We start from the raw sequence: 23,917 nt of genomic DNA on the forward strand, positions 1-23,917 counted from the left end.
TTTTCCCTCAAATTTTTCCACTCCCACTACTTCCTCATGTACGATCGTAAGACATGGATTGTTGTCGTCGTCTGCGCCGTCCTCCTCGCGGTGAACTATTATTTTGGTTCCCAGCAAGCGAAAGAGAAGGCCCGCATCGCCGCCGAAGAACGCAAGGCACTGGCCGCTGAACAGGCTGTCTCCCAAGGTGAACCCGAAAAGCCCGGAGTGGTTGAAGAAATGCCTCCCGCTCCGGAGGACATCATCAAGTCCGAGACCTACACGCTCGAGACACCTGAAGCCATCTTCACCCTGACCACCCTCGGTGGTGGTGTGAAGACCGCCGAGCTCCTCAATCAGGAAGTGGTGGATGCACCCGATCAGCACGTCATCCTCAACGAAGGAGACTCCCACGCCGTCGGCGCCCTCGCCGAAGGCCCGGATGGCATGGAGCGTGTGAACTACAGCTACCTCGAAGACGAGTCTGAAGCCGGCAAACGCGCCGTGTTCGCCGCTCGCCATCCGTCCGGCCTGATCGTCAAGAAGACCTGGTCGGTGATCGACCCCGAGCTGCCGGGTGCCGCTTACACGCTCGATCTCCAGGTCGATGTGGAGAATTCCAGGGACGCTCAGGCCCAGATTCCCTTGGACCGCTTCAGCCTGTATCTCGGACGCGCCGCACCCCTGCAAGCCAGCGAATCCCGCTTCTCCCCACCGAGCTTCATTTGGCGGAATGACGGCACGCTCGACACGGTGAAGGCCACCAAGTTCAAGGGGGGGTGGTTCTCCGATGCCAAGAGCCTGATCCTCGAAACCGGCGACGAGATCGAATACGCGGGTGTCTCCAGCCAGTTCTTCACCACTGTAATGCGGAACAAGACACCGAGCACCGGTGGTGTCTGGGGCAAGGTCGCGCAGGTCAGCGTGCCACGTGCCGAAGGAACCCAGAGCGCCGTGCGCGCCGGAATGGTCCTGCCCGCGCAGGCACTCGCGCCGGGAGCTCGCCAGTCGCTGAACTTCCAGCTCTTCATGGGCCCGCGCGACAACCGCATGCTGCGCCAGATGGGCAACGGCATGGGCGACATCATGGACTACGGCTGGTTCACCATCTTCAGCCGCTTCATGAATTTCCTCTTGGTCCACATCCACGACTGGGTCGCGAAGATCTCCGGTCCATGGTCATGGGGCTGGGCCATCGTCATCGTCACCATCGTCGTCCGCACCCTGATGTGGCCGCTCTACGCGCGGTCGAACAAGACGATGAAGCGCATGTCCAAGCTCAAGCCGGAGATGGACAAGCTGAAGGAGAAGTATCCTGACGACCCTGCCAAGATGCAGCAGGAAGTCATGGGGCTCTACAAGACCTACGGCATCAACCCGGTGGGCGGCTGTCTGCCGATGCTGGCGCAAATCCCGATCTTTTTCGGCTTCTTCCGCATGCTGCAGAATGCCGCGGAGCTGCGGGGCCACGGATTCCTCTGGGTCGATGACCTGTCCCAGCCGGACACCATCGGCCACCTGCTCGGATTTCCGATCAATATCCTCCCCATCCTCATGGGGGTGACCAGCTTCGCCCAGATGGCGATGATGCCGAATACGTCCGCCGACAAGACCCAGGCCACGATCATGAAGCTCATGCCGATCATGTTCCTGGTGTTCTGCTACAACTACGCCTCGGCCCTGGCCCTCTACTGGACCACCTCGAACCTCTTCTCCATCGTGCAGACCTGGATCACCAAGCGGATGCCGGAACCGGAACTGGAGGCGAGGGCCACGAAGCCGGGCAAGAAGTCATTCATGGAACGCATGGCCGCCGCCGCCGAGCAACAGCAGAAGATGCGTCAGGCCCAAGGCCGCGTCGTGGAACCTGAAGAAGGCCCGAAGAAAAAGCGTGGCCCGCGCACCGGCGGCTGAGCGCAGGTCGCGGATGGCGCCAATCCATCCCGTTTTTTGAAAGCCACATGGGTCAGCCACCCATGTGGCTTTTTCGTCGAAAAGATCGCGATTGGGGGGCTTAGAGCACCAGCATGCAATCGCCGTAGCTGTAGAATCGGTAGCGCTCCCGCACCGCCTCGCGATAGGCTTCCATCACGAGGTCCTTCCCGGCCAAGGCACTGACCAGCATGATCAAGGTGCTCTCCGGCAGGTGGAAGTTGGTCAGAAGCACATCGACCGCCCCGAAGTCGTGGGGTGGGTAGATGAAGATGTCCGTTTCGCCCCCTTGGTCCTCCGCCTTCACGCGGCCGCTTCCATCCCGGTTGGCCAGGGTTTCCAGGACGCGGGTGACCGTCGTGCCGACGGCGACGACCCGACCCGCCGCGTTGATGCGCTCGGCGCTCTGCTTCGACAGGTGGTAGCGCTCGGAATGCATGTCGTGCTCCTCCGGGTTCTCCACGCTGACCGGCCGGAAGGTCCCCACGCCGACATGGAGGGTCAGGAAGGTGTGATCGATGGACTCAAGCATCTCAGGCGTGAAGTGAAGTCCCGCGGTCGGAGCAGCGATGGCGCCCTCCTCGCGGGCGAAGACGGTCTGGTATCGCTCGCGATCGGCGTCTTCATCGGCACGTCCCATGTAGTGGGGCAGGGCGAGGTGGCCATGGGCGTCCAGGTCCACCTCTTCCTGCCAGCGGATGAGCCGGTCGCCGTTGTCGAAGACCTCGATGACTTCTCCTTCCACCGCGCCGACCGTGACCTTGCGGCCGACCTTCATCTTCTTGCCCGGCTTGACGAGGCAGCGCCATTCGGTGGGCGCCAGCCGGTCCAGGCACAGGAGCTCGATCTTCCCGTCGTCCGAGAAGACCCGCGCGGGGATCACGCGGGTGTCGTTGAGAACCAGCAGGTCCTCGGCTTTGAGAAAGCTCGGAAAATCGCGGAACATGCGATGCTCGATGACCCCGGTGTCGCGGTGCACCACCATCATCCGCGAGGCCGCACGGTCGGGCAGCGGGCGGGAAGCAATCAGCTCATCGGGCAGGTCGTAGTGAAAATCGGCGGTGCGCAGGCTCACGGCCAGATCCATCGTCCATCTGTCGCGCAAGATCACGCGAATTCGTCCGCCGAGCGGATGTGGGGGCGGGCTCGCGTCGCTGGCCTTCCCTCGACATCCGGCGGCGGGTGGACTTTCCGGTTCACTTTCCGGGAGGATACCTTAGGTAACAGCCATGCATCCATTCCTCGACGACGCCCTACACGTCAAATGGTCCACCTTGGTCCCGGAAGCCGTGGAACCCGACATTCGCCATGCCCTCGATACGGCCAAGGAGCGGATCGAAGCCATCTGCGATCAGGACCCGGCGCGCGCCACCTATGAATCAACCTTCGGGGCCCTTGAGGAGGCGAGCGAGCTGCTTGAGCGGGGGTGGGGGCGTCTGAACCACCTCGACTCCGTGCGCGATGAGCCTGCTCAGCGTGAGGCGCTCAACCAGATGCTCCCCGAGGTGTCCGACTTCTATTCCTCCGTGCCACTCAACCCCCGGCTGTGGGCGATCCTCCGCGCCTTCGGGCAGTCCGCGGCAGCCGACGAGCTCGACCCGGTCCGTCGCCGTCACGTCGAGGAGACCATGCTCGATTTCACCCAGGCCGGTGCCGACCTCGGCAAGGAAGACAAGGAACGGGTCGCCGAGATCCAGGCCGAGCTGTCGAAGCTGACCAAGAAGTTCTCCGAGCACGTGCTCGACTCCACCAACGCGTGGGAACTGGTCATCGAGGATGAAGCAAAACTCGCCGGGCTTCCCGATTCCGCCAAGGCGGCCGCCCTCGCGAATGCGAAGGCCAAGGGACTCGGCAGCGAAGAAAAACCGGCGTGGCGATTCACCCTTCAGTTTCCATCGATGTATCCCGTCCTCCAGCACGTCGACGACGATGACATCCGGCGTCAGGTCTGGGAGGCATCGACCAAGGTCGGCGCTGAAGGAGAATACGACAACACCGCGTTGATCTGGAACATCCTCAAGCTGCGTCAGGAAAAGGCCGAGATTCTCGGACAAAAGCACTTCGCCGATCTCACGCTGCAGCGCCGGATGGCCCGCAATGGCGAGACCGCTCTGGGCTTCACCGAGGACCTGCACGAAAAGATCGCCGGCCCGTTCCAGCAGGAATACAAGGACCTGTGCGCGTACAAGGCGGAGAAGACGGGTGAGGCCGTCGAGGCGCTCGAACCCTGGGAGTTCTCCTACTGGGCGGAGAAGTGCCGCAAGGAGAAGTACAGCCTCGATGATGAGGCGCTTCGCCCGTATTTCCCGGTCGACCGGGTGATGGGCGGCATGTTCGAGCTGTGCTCCAAGCTTTTCGGGATCAGCATCGAGGAGAAGGAATCCAAATACTATGAACCTGGTATGAGGCCGGATTGTGCGGCAGACATCGAGGTCTGGCATCCGGAGGTCAAGTTCTACGACATGCGGGATGCCGGGAGCGGCGAACATCTCGGATCATTCTATGCCGACTGGCACCCGCGTGAGTCGAAGCGCGGTGGCGCGTGGATGAACTGCCTGGAAACCGGGCTGCCACCGGTGGACGGTGCCGGGCGCAAGCCCCATCTCGGACTGATCATCGGCAACATGACCCCACCGGTGGACGGCAAGCAGGCGCTTCTGACCCACCGCGAGGTGGAGACGATCTTCCATGAGTTCGGGCATCTGCTCCACGGCCTGCTCAGCGACGTGCCGGTGCGCGCACTGGCGGGAACCAACGTGCCGTGGGACTTCGTCGAGCTGCCTTCCCAGATCATGGAGAACTTCTGCTGGGACCGGGAGTCGCTCAACCTCTTCGCCCGCCATCACGAGACGGATGAGGTGATCCCCGACGAGCTCTTCGAGCGGATGATCGCCGCCCGCAACTACATGAGTGCGACCGCCTTCATGCGCCAACTGGCGTTCGGCAAGCTCGACCTCGAGCTCCACCTCCATCCGGGTCGCTACGCCGGCCGGGACCTCGATGAAGTGGACGCGGAGATCCTCGACGGCTACAAGGCACCGATGAAGACCGAATCGCCGAGCATGGCACGCCGCTTCAACCACCTGTTCAGCTCGCCCACCGGATATGCCGCCGGCTATTACTCCTACAAGTGGGCGGAAGTGCTGGATGCCGATGCCTTCACCCGTTTCCAGTCGGATGGAGTCATCTCCGAAGCCGTCGGCCGCGATTTCCGCGAGCATGTCCTCTCGAAGGGCAACTCCCATCCCGTGGACGAGTTGTTCCGGCGTTTCATGGGGCGCGACCCCGAGCTTGAACCCCTCCTTGTCCGTTCCGGCCTTTCGCAGAACGTCGCCTGATTCGTCATGAAGCGCACCGGCATTCTCTTTCTCGTTTCCGGCCCGTCGGGCTCGGGCAAGTCCACCCTCTGCCGTCGTCTCGAAGGCGAGGGGGAGGCCGAGTTCTCCGTCTCATGCACCACCCGCGATCCGCGGGAGGGCGAGAAGCACGGCAGTGAGTATTACTTCCTTTCGACCGATGAATTCGACCGCAAGGTCGGGGCGGGTGAATTCCTCGAGTTTGCCGAGGTCCACGGCAACAAGTACGGCACTCTTCGTAGTGAGGTGATCGACCGGCTGCTGGACGGCAAGGATGTCGTGATGGATATCGACGTGCAGGGCGCGGCGCAGGTCCGCGGTTGCGAGGACCCCGCGATCCAGCGCGCTCTGGTGGACCTTTTCGTCATGCCGCCCGACGAGCGTGAGCTCGCCGCCCGCCTGACTGGCCGCGGCACCGACAGTGAGGAGGTGATCGCCCTGCGGTTGAAGAATGCGATCGAGGAAATGGCCCACTGGCCGGAGTATCGCTACCGCCTGCTCTCGGCCACCCGGGAAGAGGACTACAGCCGGTTCAAGGCGCTGCTGGTCGCCGAACGTTTGCGGGTTTCCCGCCTGGATTCATGAACATCGTCCTTGGCATCACCGGTTCGATCGCTGCCTACAAGGCGGCGGATCTCGCGTCGCAGTTGGTGAAGGCCGGTCATGACGTCCATCCGGTGATGACACCGTCGGCGACGGAATTCATCACCCAGCTGACGCTCCAGACCCTGACCCGGACATCCGTGCTCGTCGGCCTGGAGGACGAGAAGCAGAGTTGGAAGCCGGGTCACATCGATCTGGCGGACAATGCCGATCTGCTCGTGGTCGCCCCGGCATCGGCCAACACGCTCGCCAATTTCGCCAATGGTCTGGCGCCCGACTCACTGAGCTCGATCTACCTCGCGCTGCCACGCACCACCACCGTGCTGCTCGCTCCCGCGATGAATGGCAAGATGTGGGATCATCCGGCCACCCGCAGGAACGTCACCCGGCTTGCCGAGGACGGCTGCCACTTCGTCGGCCCCGCCGAAGGCGAACTCGCCTGCGGCTACCAGGGGCTTGGGCGGATGTCCGAAGTCGGCGACATCCTCGCCGCGATCGGCGAGCTGTCGCTTCGACTTTGAAGCCGGCCAGGACAGCCGATCACATCCTGCGGCGGCGCAGGATGGCGAGCACGCCAAGGCTCCCGAAGAGCACCGAGATGCTTGGTTCCGGCACGGCCATGAGGGCAATGTCATTGCCGCCGGTGAAGGTCGAGCCGGCGCTGTCGGCATTGTAGCTGATCACCCAGTCGAGACCGTCGTAGTTGGTGACCGTATCGCCTTGGGCGAGACCCGTGAAGGTTCCTGTGATCGCATCCGTTCCGTCGTTCACGAGGATGAAGAGCATGTCGCCGTTCACGAAGCTTCCCGCAGTGAATTGATCGACCAGGGTGCCGCCCGTGATATCGACGGTGCCGGTGACATCGATCTGGTCGTGACCGCCGACCCCGGGAGTCGACCCGATCACTTCGATGATGACGCTGCCGGAGAGATTGTAGTCTCCGGTGCCCATGATGCCCGGGCTGTTGCCAGGATTGTGGAAGGCACCGGTCGCAATGGTCACGTCGCCCACGGTTCCGCTTCCGCCCAGAGTGGCTCCGGCGCTTACGCTGATCGTGCTGTTCTCGATGCTGCCATCCACCACGAGAGTGCCGGAAGTGACGATGGTGGGTCCGCTGTAGGTGTTTTCACCCGTGAAGGTGACGGTGCGGGATGCGCTGTCGCCGATGATCTCGACACCACCATTTGAAATGACTCCGTTGAAACCGGTGGTGCTTTCGAGAGTGATGGCTCGCGTGTCACCCCCGAGGTCGACATCGCCATTAAACTCCGTCCGTGACCCGAAGCCGCCCGTTGTGAAATCAGCGTTGACCACGACGTTGTTGGCGAGTTCGACCGTTGTATTGTCAGCGGCAAAGGTGCCACCGTTGATGGTCAGGGTGCCGAACCCCAGAGCGGAATCGTCCTCAACGATCAGGACACCGCCGTTGAGGGTGGTTCCTTGGTTGTAGCTGTTGCTGCCATTGGTCAGACGCAGGGTGTTCGAGCCATCCTTCGTGATGGAGTATCGACCAGCGATCTGTTGCCCGAGAATGATTTCCCCGGTGCCGTCGATGTTGATGTTCCGTTCATCACCGGCGCTGCCAAAGGCAATGAAGTTGCCCATGCCGGTGAGATTGGCGCTGCCGCCGGTGTTTGTGATGGTTCCATCGTCGATCGTTCCGGAGGACCCGTTGGCGAGTGGGTTGGCGATGTCGAGACCATTGACGTCAAGGGTGCCCGTGAGGGATGAGATGACTCCTTCCCCGGCGGCTCCACCCGCGCTGTCTCCAAGGGCGAAGACATGGCCCAGCTTTACGATACCACTGAGGATCGAGGTGCCGCCGCTGTAGTCGCTGCTCGCGTTGAGTTCGGTTACGGTATTGGAGGCCGTATTGACGACAAGGTTGACGACCGCCGTTCCGCTGCCCGTGGTGTTGTCGATGTCGTTGTTGAAAACGAATCCTCCTGATCCGGTGCCCGAAAGCGTGATCGTGGCTGCTCCAGAGACACTGGAGTCAGCGCGAAGAACGCCATCGAAGGTGATGGCGTTGCTCGAGTTGTTCTCGATTTCCAGGGCATTGGAAAGTGCTTCCACACTGATGTTCTGGTAATCAGCGATGGTGTCAGACCCTGAGACGATGGTGTCATCGAGGGTGCCGAATGTTACAGGACCAGCGCCCACTTGGGAGGTGAACCGTTCGGTGATCCCCAAGCTTGCGGAGTTCGGGCTGCTAGGATTGTTGTCGTGGATGAACTGGAGGCTTCCGGTGGATCGCACGGATACGATCCCCACGTCCCGGTTGTTGTTGTTCAGGTGGACGATGAAACTCTCCGAGAGTTCATCGGTCGTCGTGAATTCCACATGATCCGTATTGGATGGTGCGGACCCGGAAGGGGTTCCACCCAGGTTGGTTGCCCAGTTGTCCGAGTTGTTCCACTGGTACGCCGTGATGTCCTGTGGGTCACCCCCTCCTTGGGTTCCGCCATCGCCGCTCCAGTAGAGGTCTTGAGCGTGGGATAAGCCGATGAGCGAGGCGGCGAGGGACAGGGGAAAGGTATGGGAGCGGTACATGCTGAGGGGAGTCTTGGCGACTTTGGTTGTGAATGTAGGGGCGAACGGACGAGGTGTCGCCTCACGAGTATTCGTGAGGGTCCGCGGACAGAGTGAGTTGACGGTTTGCCATTCAGGCCATCGGGTGATGTGGGCCGGAGCTTCTCACGGGCTTGGAATGCTGAGTCGGAAGAATGCCTTGTCCCCCAAGGGGTAGAGCGATGGATCGGGCTTGAGTTCGACGTCAACGAGATCGCCGTTGGGCGTCAGCGTTTCCACGAAGGGGATGGGTACGAAGTCACCATTGAGGGTGGTGCTCATTTGGAGTTCGTAGCCGTAGGCTGAATTCGGATTCCAGCTGAAGGCGATTGTCGGATCCGGGCCGATGCCGGGTGTGTTGGCGATGCGGACGGGCTGGACGTTGGCCACGTTCGGGTCGGTGCCGAAGCCGTGCTCAACCAGGTTCACGAAGCCGTCGCCATCCGGGTCTTCATGCTCACCCGAGTCCGCCGGATACTGTCCGTTGCCATCAGGGATGAAATTCTCCGCGAGGAAGTCCTCGTAGCTGTCGCGCACCCGCACGACGTAGGGCTTGCCGTAGCCGATGGCTTCACTGAAGCCGGTCCCAGAATGGAGGCCGGCCACCTGAATCAGGAAGCGATCCTCCTCACCTCCCGCCTCGACGGTGAGGTGGGGATCCAGGATCGGTGTGATTTCCGCCAAGGTGAAGCTGCCCGCGGTGAAGGCCGACTCGTGGATGTTGGTCACGGTCTCGAGCCCGGTCGCCACGATCTGATCAAAGAACCAGCCCCTGTTCGACGAGGTGCCCGATTCGTAGCTCGGATTGCGGACGGTTTCGTGAATGTAGCGGAACCGCAATTGGAAGATGCGGCCCTTCACGTCATCCATGCCCACATTCACTTTGGTGAAGATGGACTCCTCGGTTCCGCCCTGCTGAATCCAGAGGGTTTGCCACGTGGTGCCGTCGAACGAGATCTGGACCTCGGCGAACTGGCCGGTGCTTGAGTTGCCCATGCGGCTGTTGAATGCCAGCGTGGTGCCCGGGCGGGCGTAGTAGGTATCCGGGAAGGTGAGAGTGGTGCTTTGGCCACTGGAATCGTGTGCCAGACGATACGACTTCGCACCCGCATTCACCGTGTCTGTCTGTTCGTGGGCAAGGCCATTCCCGGCGTAGACCAGCTCCTCGGGTTCACTGTCTTCGGCTCCGAAGGAGAGAGCAATCGGCGTCGTCTTCGAGATCCTCCTCATCGATGCCGAAACGTCGACATCCGTGGTCACGGAGAAGGTGTGATCGGCTCCGGTGGTGACTTCGGTGACTCCATTCAGTTCACGGACCACCGGGCGGCTGACCAGCTGGGCCACACCGATGGCCTCCTCGCCCCTGCCCGAATAGAACAGGTAGGTCCGCCCATCAAGGTCCTCAAGAATGCCGGGATCGCGCAACTGGCGGACACCGGTGGCCGAACCCAGTCGGGAAATGTCGATGGGGAGGTCTCCTCCCTCCCAGTTCTCTTCTGGAGCGATCAATTCCTGGCTTGGGAAAGCTCCTTTCCAGTCCCTCCAAGAGTCATTTGTGCCGGATGGAAGGTCGGCGAAGTTGAAGGTCGAGACCTGAATCTGTTCCGGGCTTGCCGCCTTGTTGGTCAGAAACGCGTAGAGGATTCCGTTGCGCTTGAGCACACCGAAGTGGCGTGGGCGGAGATCCCCGATCGTTTGGCTGCCGGGAGGATCACTCCAGCCCACCCATCCGCGGCTTTCGGTTTCGGTGATGAAAGGCTGGGGCCCTTTCGACCACGATGGGCTTAGTAGATCGGCAGGGCTGTTTTCATCGACAGCGAACAGATCACCGGTGTTGGAGAAGGCGTAGTATCGGCCACCCTCGTTGAAGACACGGAAGTAGCTGTCGCCGTGGGAGAAGTCACGGGTGCCGTGGCCCGACTGTCCGGGTCGGCTGTCGCCACCGGACGGTTGATTGAAATTGAGTCCATCCGATGAGGTGGCGACAAAGGTTCTCTGAGGACCATTGTTCGGATCATCCCGCCTTCCGTGGTAGAACATCACGAACTGGAACGCCGGGTTCTGGGGGTCTGAGTCGTCGCGTTCGATCAAAACCTGGGGGGAAGCGATGTGGTCTTGAACCGAAGAGCCCCCCAGATCGATCTCACCATCGCTACCGAGGTCCAGAACCCCCCGGTCTCCCGACGAGTAGATGCCCTGATCCATGCGGTAGCCAGTCCAGCTGCCCTCGAGGTCCGCCGCCCAGGCCATCCGGATGTAGGTCCCGGCATGGTCCGCGAAGTAGAGATAGTATTTCGCGCTGGGATGCACCCGCTGGCCGGTTGGTAAGTCGTCCGGAAGCCGGATGCAGAATGCCCCGTTCAGGTTGTCGGAGTTACCGCTGCTGGCGCCTTGTGCCAGGCTCCATGTCTCATCAAGAATGGGCTGGCCACCATTCATCCGCCGGGCATGGAAAAGAAGTCCCTCGTTCACCTGGCCCAGCTCGTCGGGAACGACGACGGGGGGAATCACGGTTTCGACGAACGACTCGCCGGAGGGACTCGACGAGAGGGCCTGCCAGTTCGCTGCATTGAGAACCAGAACCGGATAGTCCTCCACCGGTAAACCGTTTCGTGTGCCGGAGTATTCGAGGGCTGGCTGGTCGCCGAAGCTGAGGTTGCCGCCAGGGACGTTGAGTGTCCCGGGAAGTTCCGACTCACCGGCTTCTCCCCAGCCCACGTCGCCTTCGAAGTCGACCCCGAAGATCAAATCGCCCTCGAAGTAGTCATTGCCGCCGCTGTTCAGCAGGGAACCTTGGGCAATGAACATTTGTTCTCCCTGGTTCGTCAGGGCAAAGCCGCCGGTCGTGGTTCCGACATTGGCGGTGGACGATCCATTCGCCATGTCGGTGACGACGACGACGGTCCCTGCGGGCAGGTCCACGCCTTCGGTGTTGGTCCATGTCATGGTGTTCGGGCTCGCATAGGAGCCACCACCAATGCCTTTGCCGCTTCCATCACCACCACCATCGTACTCGGCATCGATGAAGAGGAAGGACTCCCCGTTCGGGATGTCGACCCAGGTGACGAAACTCAACGAGTCCGGTGAAGTGGTATTCCATCCCACGAACATGAGATCCCCGGGGAGGTAGTCGGGGGCACTTGAGTTCGGCTGGAAGGAGGTGCTGTCCAACGAGGCTCCTGCGAGGCTTCCCCAGTTCGAGAGGTTGAGCACCTGATTCTTGAAGGTCGCGAGATCCTGTCCCGTCCTTGAGGATGTGAACTCATTCGATGTCTCGCCATCAAGGAACAGATGGTTCGTGCCCAGCCCACTTGGAAGATCGGACTCGCCACCTCCATCCCAGCCACTTCCACTGGAGGCATCGTAGTCGACCCCGAAGAGCAGGTCGCCCACCAGATTGCCACCGCTGATCGTGCCCCGGATGAGGAAGAACTGCTCACCTTGGTTGGTTAACCCCAGGTTTCCCGAAGCCGATCCGATGTTGGCGCTTGGAGTTGCCGTGTCGGTTACCACGATCACGGTTCCGGGAGCGACGGGAGAACCCGTGTCGTTCGTCCATACCATCGTGGAAGGACTGTCATAGGTTCCTGTGGCCGCGCTGTATTCAGCGTCGAGGATCGTGATGGACTCTCCAGCCGCCAGCTCGACCCAGGTCACGAACGAGACCGCGTCCGTGCCGCTTGATTGGTATCCCACCACCATCACGTCGCCCGGTTCGAGCGCATGTGAAGTGAGCGGGGTCATCAGCACGAGGCCGAAGGAAAGGGATGAGAGAAGTCGATTCATACAGGGTAGGTTGGAAATTGGGCAGGGGCTATCGGAGCCAATCGGGGATGGAGTCGTCGGATTGCCACTCCCTCACCCTCCGGTCCAGCTTGTCGCCTTCCCACTCGGAGTCGCCTGCAGGCAGCGCTTCCTTGGTGGGCAGGAACTTTCTGTGTTCGGCGATGATCGCGGCGTATTCCGGGTCCTTGGCGAGATTCCGGTGTTCACCCTGGTCCTTCCGGTGGTCGTACAATTCCTCGCTCCCATCACGATAGCGTATGTAGCGCCAGTCGTTGCTGCGAATCGCATGGTTGCCGTAGTACCACGTATTCAGGACCGGACGCTTGCTGGTCAGTGAGGGATTCCTGAGCAGCGGAACAAGCGACTGCCCGTCCAGCTTGGGAGCCTGCGGGAGGTCGCAGAGGTCGACGAGCGTCGGGTAGATGTCGAGCAGGCTGACCACTTGGGGGCTGGTCTTGCCGGCGATGGAAACTCCCGGCGCCTTGAAGAACAGGGGGACGCGGGTGGCTTCCTCCCACAGCGACTGCTTCCGCCAAGTGTGTTTCTCGCCGAGGTGCTGACCGTGATCCGACCACAGGACGATGATGGTGTTGTCAGCATGGGGGCTGTCCTCGAGAGCGGTGATCACCTTGCCGATCTGCTCGTCGACAAATGAAACGCAGGCGAGGTAGCCGTGGACGAGTTCCTTCCAGTAGTCGTCGTCGATGGTCAGGACCGCGTGGTGGTCGCCTCCCTGAATCGTCCCGTAGGCGATGGATTTCCCCATGATTGGAATGTCCGACATCTCGGTCTCGGGCACCTCCGGGATCTGGATCGTCGCCGGATCATACATGTCGAAAAACTTCCTCGGTGCGGTGAAGGGCACGTGGGGACGGACGAAACCCACGGCCATGAAGAACGGCTCCTCGTAGTTTTCTCCCAGCTGGTCCACCGCCCACTCGGCGATGAGTTCATCGAACATCTTCCCGCCGGGCATGTCTTCGGGGTCGAGCGGTCCGGCGCAGAGTGAGTTGCCGTCGACGTCGGGACCGAAGCGGTTGCTGATCCGGCTGCCTTCCTTGGGAAAGGGATAGAAGTGCCTGCCGCCGTATCCGGATCCGCGCTTCATCAACTCCTTGGGAACCTTGTAGCCCGGTGCGGTCACGTCCCAGAAGTCCTTGGTCCGTTCCTTGTAGTCGGAGACGCCCTGGTGGAACACCTTGCCGGCGGCCATGGTGTGGTAGCCATTGTCCTTGAAATGCTGCGGGAGCATCTTGTGGGATCCCATCACCTCGTCGTAAGTACGACGCATGGCGGAGGTGGATGCATACCACCCGGAGGTGGTGGGGTGCAGGCCGCTCAACAGCGAGTTGCGCGAGGCGGTGCAGACTGCTTGCGAGCAGTGCGCATTGGTGAACAGGACTCCTTGGCCGAACAGCCGGTCCATGTGAGGTGTCTTTGCCTGCGAGTTGCCGCCCATGGCGCCCTCCCAGTCATTCAGGTCGTCGACGGAAATGAAGAGCACATTGGGTCGTGCGGACCGTGGGAGCGACACCCGCTCGGTTCCTTCCGAGGCCACGAGGTGGGTGTTGAAGAACGAAAGCACATCCTTTCGGAGGTCGAAATCCTTGTTCTTGAGGGGCCAGGCGTGGCCCGCGCCATCGATCATGCGGAGCGTGCTCGTGGCTCCGGCTTGCTGCAGCGTCCGGTGCAGTTCCTCGGATTGCGCACGGTCCACGGTGGTGTCCGCCGTTCCGTGGAGAATCAGGGTGGGGGGGGAGTCCTTCGTGACGTGGGTGACCGGGGAGGCGAGTCGCCACAGGTCGGCGGCACTCTGGCGGTCACCCTTGAACAGCCGGTGGTCCTTGAGTTCGTCGGTCGGAGTGCCGTCGGGTTCGGTCACGCAGCGTGTCAGCAGGTTGGTGATGCCGTACATGTCGACGCAGGCACGCACCTCGTCTGAAACGCCCGGATACGGTTGTTTCGGGCTGAGCTCCGGATGGTTGGCGGTGTAGGCGACCATCAGGGCGAGGTGTCCGCCGGCCGATCCACCGATCACACCGATGCGGTCGGGATCGACGTTCAACTTGCCGGCATTCACCCGCAGCCAGCGCACGGCATTCTTGCAATCGTGGAGGTTGTTGGGCCAGCGCCGGCCGGCACTGAGCTCGTAGTTGATGCTGATCGCCACGTAACCTTCCTTGGCCAGGGTGGTGCCGGTGACGAACTCGCGCTCCCGCGCCTTGTCACCGCTGGTCCAGCCTCCACCGTGGATGATCACCACTGCAGGCGCGGGCTCGCTGCCGCGTTCGGTGGGCTGATAGAGATCGAGTTTCTCACCGCGATCGGGGGCGAGGAATGTGAGGTCCCGCTGGATGGTGACGCCATCCGGTGGAGTGGCATCAAAGGGTTTCGCAGCGTGGAGGATGCCGGCAAATGAGGTCGCGAGGACGAGGGCAAGACGGATCATGGATGTCTGGTGGGTGGTGGACGTGGGAGACCGTTGTCAGTCTTCGTAGTCGAAGTGTCGGATGATGCCGAAGGTGCGCTCGTTGATGTCCTTCATTCCGTCCAACAGGGTATCGTAGGGCACGTAGCGATTCGAAACCATTCCCTTGTTGGCATCCCGGTTCGACGGGTCCGTTCCCTTTTCCTCAGGATCATTGTCGGAATAGCGGAACCAGTGCCAGCCCACGCAGACCTTTGACTCGAGAAGACCAAGGGTGAAATTCTGATAGAAGGCCGCACGATCCGCCTGGGTCCGGACGAGCCAGCCGGCCCCACTGGTGTTCGCCAGGTTGCTGTCGAGCGCCTTGGCATACCACTCGCTGATGACGATGGGCCGCCCCGATCGCTTTGCCCAGGTGGCGAGCAGCTTCGGGTCGGGAGTCCAGGCGTGATAGTAGTTCACGCTGATGACGTCCACGTGCCGGCCCGCGGCTTCGAAGAGCTCCGGGATTCTCAAGGCACGTCCGTGGAAGCGGGAGCCGAGGATGAGATGGTTCGGGTCGTGCTTGCGAATGGCCTTGGACACGATGGAAAAGTAGGTGTCGGCGGCGTAGGCAAGGAAGTCGGTGCGATCGGAGTCGGTGATGTCAGCCGCCCTCGCCTTGGGTCCATGGCGTTCCTTCAGCCACGCGATGGCGGCGCGGTGTCCGGGGTCTCGTTCCGGCAGGTCGAGGTAGTTTTCGAGCAGGTCGAGGTTCCATGGCAGCTCGTTGTCGGTGAAGTGGCCGAGCAACCACGGGTCATCCTTCGAAGTCGCGAGTTGGCTGGCGTGCTTGTCACAGAACTCAGGGAACTCGGGGTCGAAGATGAAGGGGCATCCATTCGGGTAGCCTGTATGGCCCGACTTCTGATAGGTGCCGCCGCGTTTCTTGCCGTAGGATGACATGAAGTTCCACAGCTGCGTGTAGACCATGTTCGAACTGGATGGCTGGAGCTTCTCCTCGTCGCACCAGGCACCGAGACCGTTGAACCCCTGGTCGCGAAGCAGTTCGCAGGTGGCGCTCGCCCAATTCTTGTCGGACCCGAACTGGGCGAGCAGGCTTTCTCTCGCCGGCGTGCTTCGGATCTGGCGGACGGAGGTGACTCCGCGGTGAAGGAAGAGGTGCCCCTCGGGGTCGACGAGCCACCAGCGACCGTCTCTTTGCGTGGTGCGGAAGAAGCCGGTCCCTTGCTCACTGGCTTTCGAGTAGCCTCCGAACGGGCTGCCATCGGCATCGAGTGGGATCGTCGGGAGCTGGGAAAGGGTGCGGGTCGGTTGCTTCGACCACGGACGGTCCGGTGAACGGGCGACTTCGACCACGTCCGGAAGGTCAGCGGAAAGGGTGGAAAGTGAGGCAACGGCGAGACAAGCCGCTCCGAACAGGTGGGGAGCGCTGCTGCGGTCTCGTCTCGTTGTGGATTCCGGGTCTCTCACGGGTGGTGGCAGAGGGTGGGGTCCACGGGGAACGGCCTCCAAGGAAGCCGCTCCCGCCTCGTGGACCCCTTGAGGTCGATTTGAACGAATACCAGGTCGCCTTACTCCGGGATCTCGGTGGCGATCACACGGACAAAGAAGGCCGGTGCGGTGGGTGCCGCAGTCAGGGTAACGCCGACCGTTTGGTTGCCGTCGCCATCGGTGACTCCGGGCGTTTGGACCGCGGTGTCGTCTTCAATCCAATCGTCCAGATCAGTGGAGGTCCAGACGGCGTAGCTGAGGTTCGTGCCGAGCGCCGGATCACGACGAGTGTAGCTGAAGGTGCCGGCCGTCTTGTCGAGTGCGACGGCGATGGGGTTGACCGAGCTTCCGTCAGTGGGATCCAGACCGAAGGCGTATTCGTCTTCGTTACTCACACCATCACCATCGTCGTCACCGGTGGGGCCTTCGACGAGGTTGAATCCGGCTGGCCCGGCCCAATCGTCATAGTCGGATGCCGGGGTGGCGGTGTAGTCGAGGACCAGCGATCCGGCGGACTCGCTCAGCGTCCAGCTACCGACTCCGGGGAAGCCGGGTGCACTGATGGTGACATTGCCGGAGGTGAAGTTGGTGATGCCGCTGAAGGTGGTGAGGATGGTGAAGCTCTTGGCTTCATCGACGAAGTTGGCGAGGCCGGTGCTGTCAATGGTCAGGGTCATCGGCACGGAACCTGCGTCGAGTGCTTCCAGGGCGAGTTGGTCGAAACCGACTCCGGCAACGCCGGTCCAGTCCGAGATGGTGACGGCCAGACCACCACCGGACTCGATGGTGGCCACGCCTCCACTGGATCCAGTTCCGCCGAGGGCGGCACCGTCCTGGATCGTGATGGCTCCGAGGCCGAGATTGTTTCCGTCGATCCGGAGAATCCCTTCAGTGACGGTGGTGGTGCCGCTGTAGATGTTGTCGGCGGTGAGTGCCCAGGTGTTGGGGCCAGCCTTGACGACATTGTGAATGGCGTTGATGCCGTCTTCGATCACCATTCCGAAGGAGCTGATGCCGGGTGCCGTGCCGCTCAGGGTCAGGGTGCGTTCGGCGACTCCCGTGCCTTCTCCGACCATGGCGAATGTCGAGGTGAAGGAGAGGGGGCCGGTGCCGTTGGCGGCAATCGTCGCACCGCCGGGGCCGAGGCGGAACTCGCGGTTGGTCGAAGCGGTGGGTCCGGTGTAGTCGAGGGTCGCTCCGCCTTGAAGCAGCAGCGAGAACGGGAACACGTCGGCGGCACCGAGGCTGCTCGGCGACAGGCCGTCGGCGAGGACGGGCACTTCAACAGTGCCACCCCGGATTTCGGTTGCTCCGGTGTAGGTGTTGGCCCCTCCGAGGGTGATCCGCGATGAGACACCACCAAAGACTTCGTAGGTGCCGGTCAGGATCAGGGTTCCGTCTCCGGTGATCAGGTTGGTCAGGTCCACTTCACCGCCCCGGTCGACGCTGAGCGTGGCACCTGCGGCGATGGAGACATCGCCTGATCCGAGCTGGCCACCATTGGAGAACGAACCGTCCAGTACGAGGGTGCCCGTACTTACCGTGGTGGTGCCCGTGTAGTCGTTGTCCGAAGTCAGGCGGACGATGCCGTTGCCGATCGTGACGATGTTGCCGTCGCCGTCGATCTCACCATCGATGTTCAGGCTCGTGGTGCCGGTCGGGCAGTCGAGTGAGAGATCGGCCGAGTTGGAAAGCAGGATGTCATTCTCCACGAAGGAGTCGCCGCGGTTGAAGCGGGCTTCGAGGGTCGAGCTGGATGGAATGGAGATGGTTCCGGTTCCCTCAATGGTCGATCCGTGGAGCATCACGAGGCCCCCGTTGATGGTGACCGGCGCATCCCAGTCACAGGTGCCGCCGAGGAAGCGTGATCCGTTTCCTTCGAAGACCACGGAGCCTGCCACGATGTCGAGTTCCAGTGAAGTTCCCGCAGCACCGACGTTGGATTGGGACCCGAAGGCGGTGCCGGTCTTGCTGAGGGTCAGCGTGCCACTGCCTCGCTTCAGCAATCGGTGGCTGGCTTCGACGGCGCCGCCGGTCGCGGAGAAGGCCTCGGAGAAGGTGACATTGTCGTCGGTATCAAGGGTGCCGCCAGCGGCTCCGATTTCGATCACGTTGGCGATCTCCGTCACCGAGGAGGGGGTGTTGATTTCCCCGCCGTCCATGTTGATCGTTCCCGAGCCGAGCGAGTCGTTGCTGTTCGGGATGATGCTGCCATCGGTGATCGAAACACCACCGACGAAGCTGTTGGTCCCGCTGAGCGAAAGATCGGAGTTGCCGGATTTGCTGAGAGTCGCGGCGGTCACGGAGCCCCCGCTGAGGGTGACGAGCCCGGAGCCGGTGGTGACGATCAGGTTGCTGGGTTCCACGCCACCGGCATCGACGACGATGCCGCCGGCGGTGTCGATGGTGACCTGGTCTCCGGTGGTGAAGAGCGACGGGGATCCGCCGTTCGTGAAGTTCAGCTCGGTGGTGTTCCAGTTGGCGCCGTCGGCTCCGGCCCACAGGAGGTCGCTGCTTGCGGATGCGACCGATCCATTGATGACCATGTCATCGGTCGAGTTGAAGTAGAGCTGGTTCCGGCTGATTCTCAGGCCGGTCGCATTGGAGGCACGCAGGCGGAAGTAGTAGGTCGTGCTCGGTGAGATCACCAGGTCGGTCCCGAAGAACGTGGCTTCGAGCGATGAGAAGTCGGTGCCTTCATCTCCGGCAAGTAGGGTCGGTCCGAGATCCAGCGTGCCGCCACTTGTCAACGAGGAGTAGTCGCTTGAGGTGCTGTATTCCAGGATCAGCTCGGGGTCCGTCCATTCGCCGTCGTCTCCGGAGCCGGAGGCCGCGCGGGCCCGGGCGGTGAAGATCAGGGACTCCAGAGTGACGGTGCTCGCCGAGTCGGTTGTCAGGGTGAACTCGATGTAGTCATCGGTTCCGTTGAAGTTGTTGACCCGCCAGGCACCGCTGTTGCTTTGGTTCTGGCAGCCGACGGGCGTCAGGTTGGTGGCGGTGAGGCCCGCCACGGTCGACTGGGGCGGCACGGTTGCGACCGATCCGGTCGGGATGTCCCATTTCACCAGTTCGGCAGCGGAAGCCAGTCTGGTGCATGCGATCAACGCGCAGAATGCCATTGGGTAGCGGGCTGAAGTCGGTGCGATCGAGGGGGACGGTGGTTCGGAGTGGTGTCGAGCAATCATAAATAGGGTAGGGTTGGTTCAGTGCGCTTGGGATAACACGGCGACCGAGACGGTCGGGGCGGTGTGGGAGTACCGCTGCAGGCAATCCAACACTCGAACCTTTACGATCGGCGGGGGGGCCACGGGTGTCACCTCACGAGAATTCGTGATGTCAGACGCCATGGGTCCGTGGTTGCTACCGGGCTGTGGCTGGCGCTAGCCTCGGAAAATGGGAGTGAAAGGGGCATGGGTCCGGAGTCTGGCCCTCGGAATAGGGGTGGCAGGGCTGTGCCCTTGCCGTGCGGAAGGTCCGGCCTGGGTGGACGAATTGACGATCTGGGCCAACGCGGAGTTGAAGACCCTGATCGCCGAGAGGGAGGAGCTCACGGCGGAGCTCGGGACGCTTCCTTTCCCCGCCGGCACCAACAGTGGAATGCGGCGTGGTTTCCAGACGGGGAGGGTCGGAGAAGGGGAGGATCCCTGGGTGGAACTGACGCTTGGGGCCCCAAGTGAAGCGGACTTCGTCGTGCTGTTTCCCATGCTCGGGAAAGGGGCGAGGGGAGCGGTGCCGGGCTACGGGTTTCCCAGCCGGTTCCAGCTCGAAGCCAGAGATCACGAGGGTCAGGTCCACTTGTTGATGGACGAAACGGCCCAGGATTTCCCGAATCCCGGAATCTATCCGCTCAAGGTGGCCTGCCCTGAAGGCGTGAAGATCGCGAGTATCCGACTGACGGCCACCGAGCCATGGCGGGAGGGTGGTCCCGAGGCCCTGGCCTTGGCGGAAATGATGGTGCTTGCGGGCACCCGGAATGTCGCGTTCGGCGGACGGGTGGATGCCTCGAGTTCGCGTGAGATGCGGCCCACCTGGTCATCGGACAATCTCACTGACATGACCACACCCCTCGGGCTGCCCGTGGCCCCCATGCCGGAGGTGATGGCCGGCTGGCGGAGCTCGGGAACCAAGGAGAGGACCGATGAGAAGCTGGTCGTGCTGGATCTTGGTGAAGCCTTCAATCTGGATGAGATCCAGCTGGCTCCGGTGTGGAAACCCGGGGTGCCGGGTTCGTTCAATCTCGGGTTTCCCTCGCGCTATGCGGTGATCACCACGATGGACGAGACCTTCGGGGAGCAGCAACTGGTCTTCGACGGGACGACGAAGAACCTGGATCTACCCGGCCAGAACCTCCAGTGCATCCGCTTGGATGGGCAGCCCGTGCGCTACATTTCGGTGGTTGGCACGCGCTTGAGGGAAAGCGCGGGAGAGTATTTTTTCGCGCTCGGGGAGATCAGGGCCTACGAGGGGGGGCGCCAGGTGGCTCAGGGGGCCAAGGTGATTTCGCGTGATTCCATCGAGGGTGATGGCTGGTCGAAGGAAGCGCTGACGGATGGGCTGGCTGGTGATGGACGCCTGCTGGAATTGGGTGAGTGGGTCGACGGGCTTGAGCGGCGCCGGGTGGTTGAGGACCGGCTCGCCGCCATCGATATCAGGAAAACCATGCTGCTCGATCAAGGTCAGCAGTTCCTGATTCACGGCAGCATCGGGACGATCATCTGCCTGATCGTCGCGGGCGGGCTCATCAGCTGGCGTGGAAAACGCAAGCAACGCATCCATCGCGAGCGCCAGCGGGAACGTCTGGCACGCGATCTCCACGATGAGCTGGGATCGAACCTGGGAAGCATTGCGCTGATCTCCTCCTTCGCGCTGGAGGGTGGGACCGACGAAGCACAGATGCGCGGTGACCTCGCGGAGATCGAGCTCGTCGCGCGGGAAAGCGCGGATTCCATGCGGGATCTCGTGGAGCTCCTCGGGGGGCGGCATCGGGGGGCGGAGAACGACTGGCTTCCCGTCCTCCAAGAGATGGCGGAACGCGTCGTCCGCGGCGTGGAACTCGAGTGCCGGCTCGACGACGAATCCTGGCTGGTTCAACCGGATCTGGAGACCCGTCGGGAGATCTACCTGTTCTGCAAGGAGGCACTCCACAACGCCTGTCGGCACTCCGGGGCGTCCAGGATCCGCTTTCTGATCGAACCGAATGACTCCGGGCTGCATGTCGAGATCTCGGACGACGGCGTGGGTTTCGACACGTCCGCCGTCAGCGGGGGATATGGCTTGATCAATCTGCGCGAGAGGGCCGCCGACATTCACGCCACGATGGAACTTGTTTCCTCGACCGGAAAGGGGACGGTGGTGACGCTGGATGTGCCGCGCGGGCGAAGGTGGAGGAAACACAAAACCAAGAAGCAGTCATGAGTGATCCCCAAGGAGCTGAAGATGGGGTGCCACCCGTGCGTGTCTGGCTGGTCGAAGACCATACCTTGCTGCGAAAGAGCCTGCACAGGCTGTGCACCAAGGCGGATCGGATCGATTGTCAGCATAGCTTCAGCAATGCCGAGACGATGCTCGCCTCACTGCGGGTCGAATCGACGGCAGGTCAGCCGCCTCATGTCCTTCTGATGGATGTCGGGCTGCCGGGGCGCAGTGGCCTGGATGCCATCCACGACGTCCTCGCGCTCGCTCCGGACTGCCGCGTGGTCCTGCTCACCGTCTTCGAGGATGAGCAGAAGATCGGCACCGCGATCAGTGCGGGGGCATGTGGCTATCTCCTCAAGACGGCGCGCCCCCCGGAGATCGTTGCCGCCATCCACGAGGCGGCCGAGGGCGGCTCGCCGATGTCGCCGAAGGTCGCCTCGCGCGTGGTGAAGCTTCTCGCCACCCTCACGAAGAAATCGCAGCCGGTGAAGCTGTCACCTCGCGAATCGGAGATCCTCGCGCTGATGGTCGATGGCCTGACCGCCAAGGAGATGGCTTCCAAGCTCGATGTCAGCATCCACACCATCGACTCCCACACGCGCCACACCTTCAAGAAGCTCGGAGTGCACAGTCGTTCGGCCGCCGTCGCCCGCGCGCTTCGCGACGGCATGGTCTAGCGGCCATCGCTTCACGAGGATACCGGCCGGGACTCCTGCTTCTGCAGTTCCATGGCGAGCAAACAGACATCGTCGTCGAAGCTGTGGTTCTGCGAGTAGTCGAGGACGTCCTTGAGCACGCCGTCGAGCATCGCCTGGAGCGGGCGCTCCTTGCCATCGGACATGCTCTTGATCAGTCGGGTCTCGAGGAAGGGTTCGCCCTCGCCGTTCTCCGCTTCCAGCAGGCCGTCGGTGAATAGCATGAGCCGCTCGACCCGCTCCAGCGACAGCGTGGAGGTGGGGAATTCAGCCGCTGGAATGATGCCCAAGCCCGGGCCCCGCTCGTCGCGGGCTGCGGCGAGCGACTGGACACCGTCCGGCCCGCTGGCGAGCGCTGCGGGGTGACCGGCGCAGGCATAGCGCAGTTCATCGGCATTCAGGTCGATGACGGCGTAGAAGGCGGTGGCGAACATGGTGGCATCCGCACGCTCAAGGATGGAAGCCAGCCCGAGATTCAGGCCCGAGAGGAAGGTCCCCGGTTCGCCCGCGCTTTCCCGCTGTTTCTCCAGCAGGCCGCGCAGCATGGCGACGACCAGAGCAGCCCGCACCCCATGGCCCATCACGTCGCAGATCAACAGACCGGCCACGCCTTTCTCGATCCGCACGACTTCAAAGAAGTCCCCCGCCAAGCCCGAGATGGGAAGGTAGCGTGAGCCGAAGGTGAGTTCGTGGTCCTTGGTGCGGACATTCGGGAAGCGGGTCGATGCCAGAGCCTGCTGGATCTCGCGGGCGAGCTGGACTTCCTCCTCGTAGCTCGCATTCCGGCGGCTGAGTTCCTCGGCGAGGTGGGCGGCCTTCTGCTGGGCCTCGACCAGATCCGTCACGTCGCTGGAGACTCCGAAGGTCCCGCAAATCGATCCATTCCGATCAAGCCACGGAAACTTCGAGGTCAGCACCCAGGTGTCCTTGGCATCATCGCGGACCTCGCGCTCTAGCTTTCCGGTGATCGGCTCGGCGGTCTCCATCACCGTCAGTTCATCCTCCGCCGCTTCCTTCCAGTGGTCGTAGGCAAAGAAATCCCGGTCGTGTTTTCCGATGACCTGTTGGGGCGTCCGCTTGCCGTTCCAGGAAGCCATCTGCCGGTTCACCAGCACGAACTTGGATTCCGTATCCTTGAAGTAGATCTGCAGCGGCACGTGGTCGATGAGCATCCTCAGCATGTGCCGGTCCTCTTCGATCTGAGCTTCCGCCGCCTTGCGCCGGGAAATGTCGATCATCGAGCCGGCGATACGCGTCGTGTGCCCCTTGCCATCGCGCACGACGGATCCACGGATCCGCAGCCAGACCCATCCGCCGCTGCCGGTCCGCAGGCGGCAGTCAATCGCGAGCAGCTCGGGTCCCCCCGCATCAAATGCTCCCCGCAGGGCGCGGCCGAAGGCCTCCTGGTCTTCCTCGTGCACCACTTCGTGGGGCGGAAGGAACAGGTTCGGTGCGCTGCCTTCGCCGCATTCGAGAAACTCGAGAATCCGGCGCGAGTAGTAGATGCGGGTCTCGTCGGTGTACCAGTCCCAGATGCCTTCGTTGGAAGCCTTGAGTGCAAGCTCCGTGCGCCCGAGTTCCTCGGATTGACCCGTTGGCGCCTTGTCGTCTGGCTGGCTCATCAGAGGGTTAATCAATCAGCGAGTTGGCTTGGGAGC

13 protein-coding genes are annotated in these 23,917 nt (G+C 62.3%); 6 read left to right on the top strand and 7 right to left on the bottom strand.

The features are described 5' to 3' along the window. The first annotated feature begins 36 nt into the window (after positions 1-36). A complete protein-coding gene (gene yidC, locus JIN81_RS06890; RefSeq protein WP_200277959.1) occupies positions 37-1,893 on the top strand; it encodes a membrane protein insertase YidC in 1,857 nt (618 codons plus the stop codon). A 100-nt stretch (positions 1,894-1,993) separates the two neighbouring features. On the opposite strand, the gene queA is transcribed toward yidC, so the two are convergent. After that, positions 1,994-2,980 carry a tRNA preQ1(34) S-adenosylmethionine ribosyltransferase-isomerase QueA gene (gene queA / locus JIN81_RS06895; RefSeq protein ID WP_343217933.1) on the bottom strand — a complete coding sequence of 329 codons (987 nt, stop codon included), beginning with the start codon at positions 2,978-2,980 and terminating at the stop codon, positions 1,994-1,996. Between the two features lie 160 nt (positions 2,981-3,140). Between queA and JIN81_RS06900 the strand changes: the two genes are divergently transcribed. The 3 genes from JIN81_RS06900 to JIN81_RS06910 are packed head-to-tail and all read left to right on the top strand — an operon-like array spanning position 3,141 to position 6,391. Next, the gene (locus JIN81_RS06900; protein WP_200277961.1) at positions 3,141-5,249 is read left to right on the top strand and encodes a M3 family metallopeptidase; all 2,109 of its coding nucleotides are present in this window, start codon (positions 3,141-3,143) and stop codon (positions 5,247-5,249) included. Positions 5,250-5,255: 6 nt separating this feature from the next. Next, positions 5,256-5,852, top strand: a complete 597-nt coding sequence (gmk, locus tag JIN81_RS06905; protein WP_200277962.1) for a guanylate kinase — start codon at positions 5,256-5,258, stop codon at positions 5,850-5,852. Next, the gene (locus JIN81_RS06910; RefSeq protein WP_200277964.1) at positions 5,849-6,391 is read left to right on the top strand and encodes a flavoprotein; all 543 of its coding nucleotides are present in this window, start codon (positions 5,849-5,851) and stop codon (positions 6,389-6,391) included. The genes gmk and JIN81_RS06910 overlap by 4 nt, the downstream gene beginning before the upstream one ends. 19 nt (positions 6,392-6,410) lie before the next feature. Here JIN81_RS06910 and JIN81_RS06915 read toward each other — a convergent pair whose 3' ends face one another. The 5 genes from JIN81_RS06915 to JIN81_RS06935 form a co-directional block, all read right to left on the bottom strand. Next, positions 6,411-8,423 carry a beta strand repeat-containing protein gene (locus JIN81_RS06915; RefSeq protein ID WP_200277966.1) on the bottom strand — a complete coding sequence of 671 codons (2,013 nt, stop codon included), beginning with the start codon at positions 8,421-8,423 and terminating at the stop codon, positions 6,411-6,413. A 144-nt stretch (positions 8,424-8,567) separates the two neighbouring features. Next, the gene (locus JIN81_RS06920; protein ID WP_200277968.1) at positions 8,568-12,227 is read right to left on the bottom strand and encodes a hypothetical protein; all 3,660 of its coding nucleotides are present in this window, start codon (positions 12,225-12,227) and stop codon (positions 8,568-8,570) included. A gap of 28 nt (positions 12,228-12,255) precedes the next feature. Beyond that, entirely contained in the window at positions 12,256-14,676 is a 2,421-nt protein-coding gene (locus tag JIN81_RS06925) for an alpha/beta fold hydrolase (RefSeq protein ID WP_200277970.1), read from the bottom strand. Between the two features lie 36 nt (positions 14,677-14,712). Continuing rightward, a complete protein-coding gene (locus JIN81_RS06930) occupies positions 14,713-16,128 on the bottom strand; it encodes a glycoside hydrolase family 5 protein (protein WP_200277972.1) in 1,416 nt (471 codons plus the stop codon). A 101-nt stretch (positions 16,129-16,229) separates the two neighbouring features. Beyond that, positions 16,230-19,253 (bottom strand): beta strand repeat-containing protein, encoded by a 3,024-nt coding sequence (locus JIN81_RS06935; protein ID WP_234044552.1) that lies wholly within the window; start codon positions 19,251-19,253, stop codon positions 16,230-16,232. Positions 19,254-19,632: 379 nt separating this feature from the next. Between JIN81_RS06935 and JIN81_RS06940 the strand changes: the two genes are divergently transcribed. Together JIN81_RS06940 and JIN81_RS06945 are read left to right on the top strand one after the other, a co-directional pair. Further along, complete coding sequence (locus JIN81_RS06940) at positions 19,633-21,564, top strand: sensor histidine kinase (RefSeq protein WP_200277976.1); 1,932 nt, start codon at positions 19,633-19,635, stop codon at positions 21,562-21,564. After that, the gene (locus JIN81_RS06945) at positions 21,561-22,241 is read left to right on the top strand and encodes a response regulator (RefSeq protein WP_200277978.1); all 681 of its coding nucleotides are present in this window, start codon (positions 21,561-21,563) and stop codon (positions 22,239-22,241) included. Before JIN81_RS06940 ends, JIN81_RS06945 begins: the two co-directional genes overlap by 4 nt. 11 nt (positions 22,242-22,252) lie before the next feature. On the opposite strand, the gene JIN81_RS06950 is transcribed toward JIN81_RS06945, so the two are convergent. Further along, complete coding sequence (locus JIN81_RS06950; RefSeq protein WP_200277979.1) at positions 22,253-23,881, bottom strand: SpoIIE family protein phosphatase; 1,629 nt, start codon at positions 23,879-23,881, stop codon at positions 22,253-22,255. Positions 23,882-23,917: the final 36 nt, after the last annotated feature.

Source organism: Haloferula rosea, from assembly GCF_016595525.1.
GTDB classification, from domain to species: Bacteria; Verrucomicrobiota; Verrucomicrobiia; order Verrucomicrobiales; family Akkermansiaceae; genus Haloferula; species Haloferula rosea.

Bases quoted from the DNA above. Each gene is read 5' to 3' on its own strand.
- gmk (WP_200277962.1), top strand. From the start codon at position 5,256: ATGAAGCGCACCGGCATTCTCTTTCTCGTTTCCGGCCCGTCGGGCTCG.
- JIN81_RS06945 (WP_200277978.1), top strand. From the start codon at position 21,561: ATGAGTGATCCCCAAGGAGCTGAAGATGGGGTGCCACCCGTGCGTGTC.
- JIN81_RS06925 (WP_200277970.1), bottom strand. From the start codon at position 14,676: ATGATCCGTCTTGCCCTCGTCCTCGCGACCTCATTTGCCGGCATCCTC.
- JIN81_RS06920 (WP_200277968.1), bottom strand. From the start codon at position 12,227: ATGAATCGACTTCTCTCATCCCTTTCCTTCGGCCTCGTGCTGATGACC.
- yidC (WP_200277959.1), top strand. From the start codon at position 37: ATGTACGATCGTAAGACATGGATTGTTGTCGTCGTCTGCGCCGTCCTC.
- JIN81_RS06910 (WP_200277964.1), top strand. From the start codon at position 5,849: ATGAACATCGTCCTTGGCATCACCGGTTCGATCGCTGCCTACAAGGCG.
- JIN81_RS06915 (WP_200277966.1), bottom strand. From the start codon at position 8,423: ATGTACCGCTCCCATACCTTTCCCCTGTCCCTCGCCGCCTCGCTCATC.
- JIN81_RS06900 (WP_200277961.1), top strand. From the start codon at position 3,141: ATGCATCCATTCCTCGACGACGCCCTACACGTCAAATGGTCCACCTTG.
- JIN81_RS06950 (WP_200277979.1), bottom strand. From the start codon at position 23,881: ATGAGCCAGCCAGACGACAAGGCGCCAACGGGTCAATCCGAGGAACTC.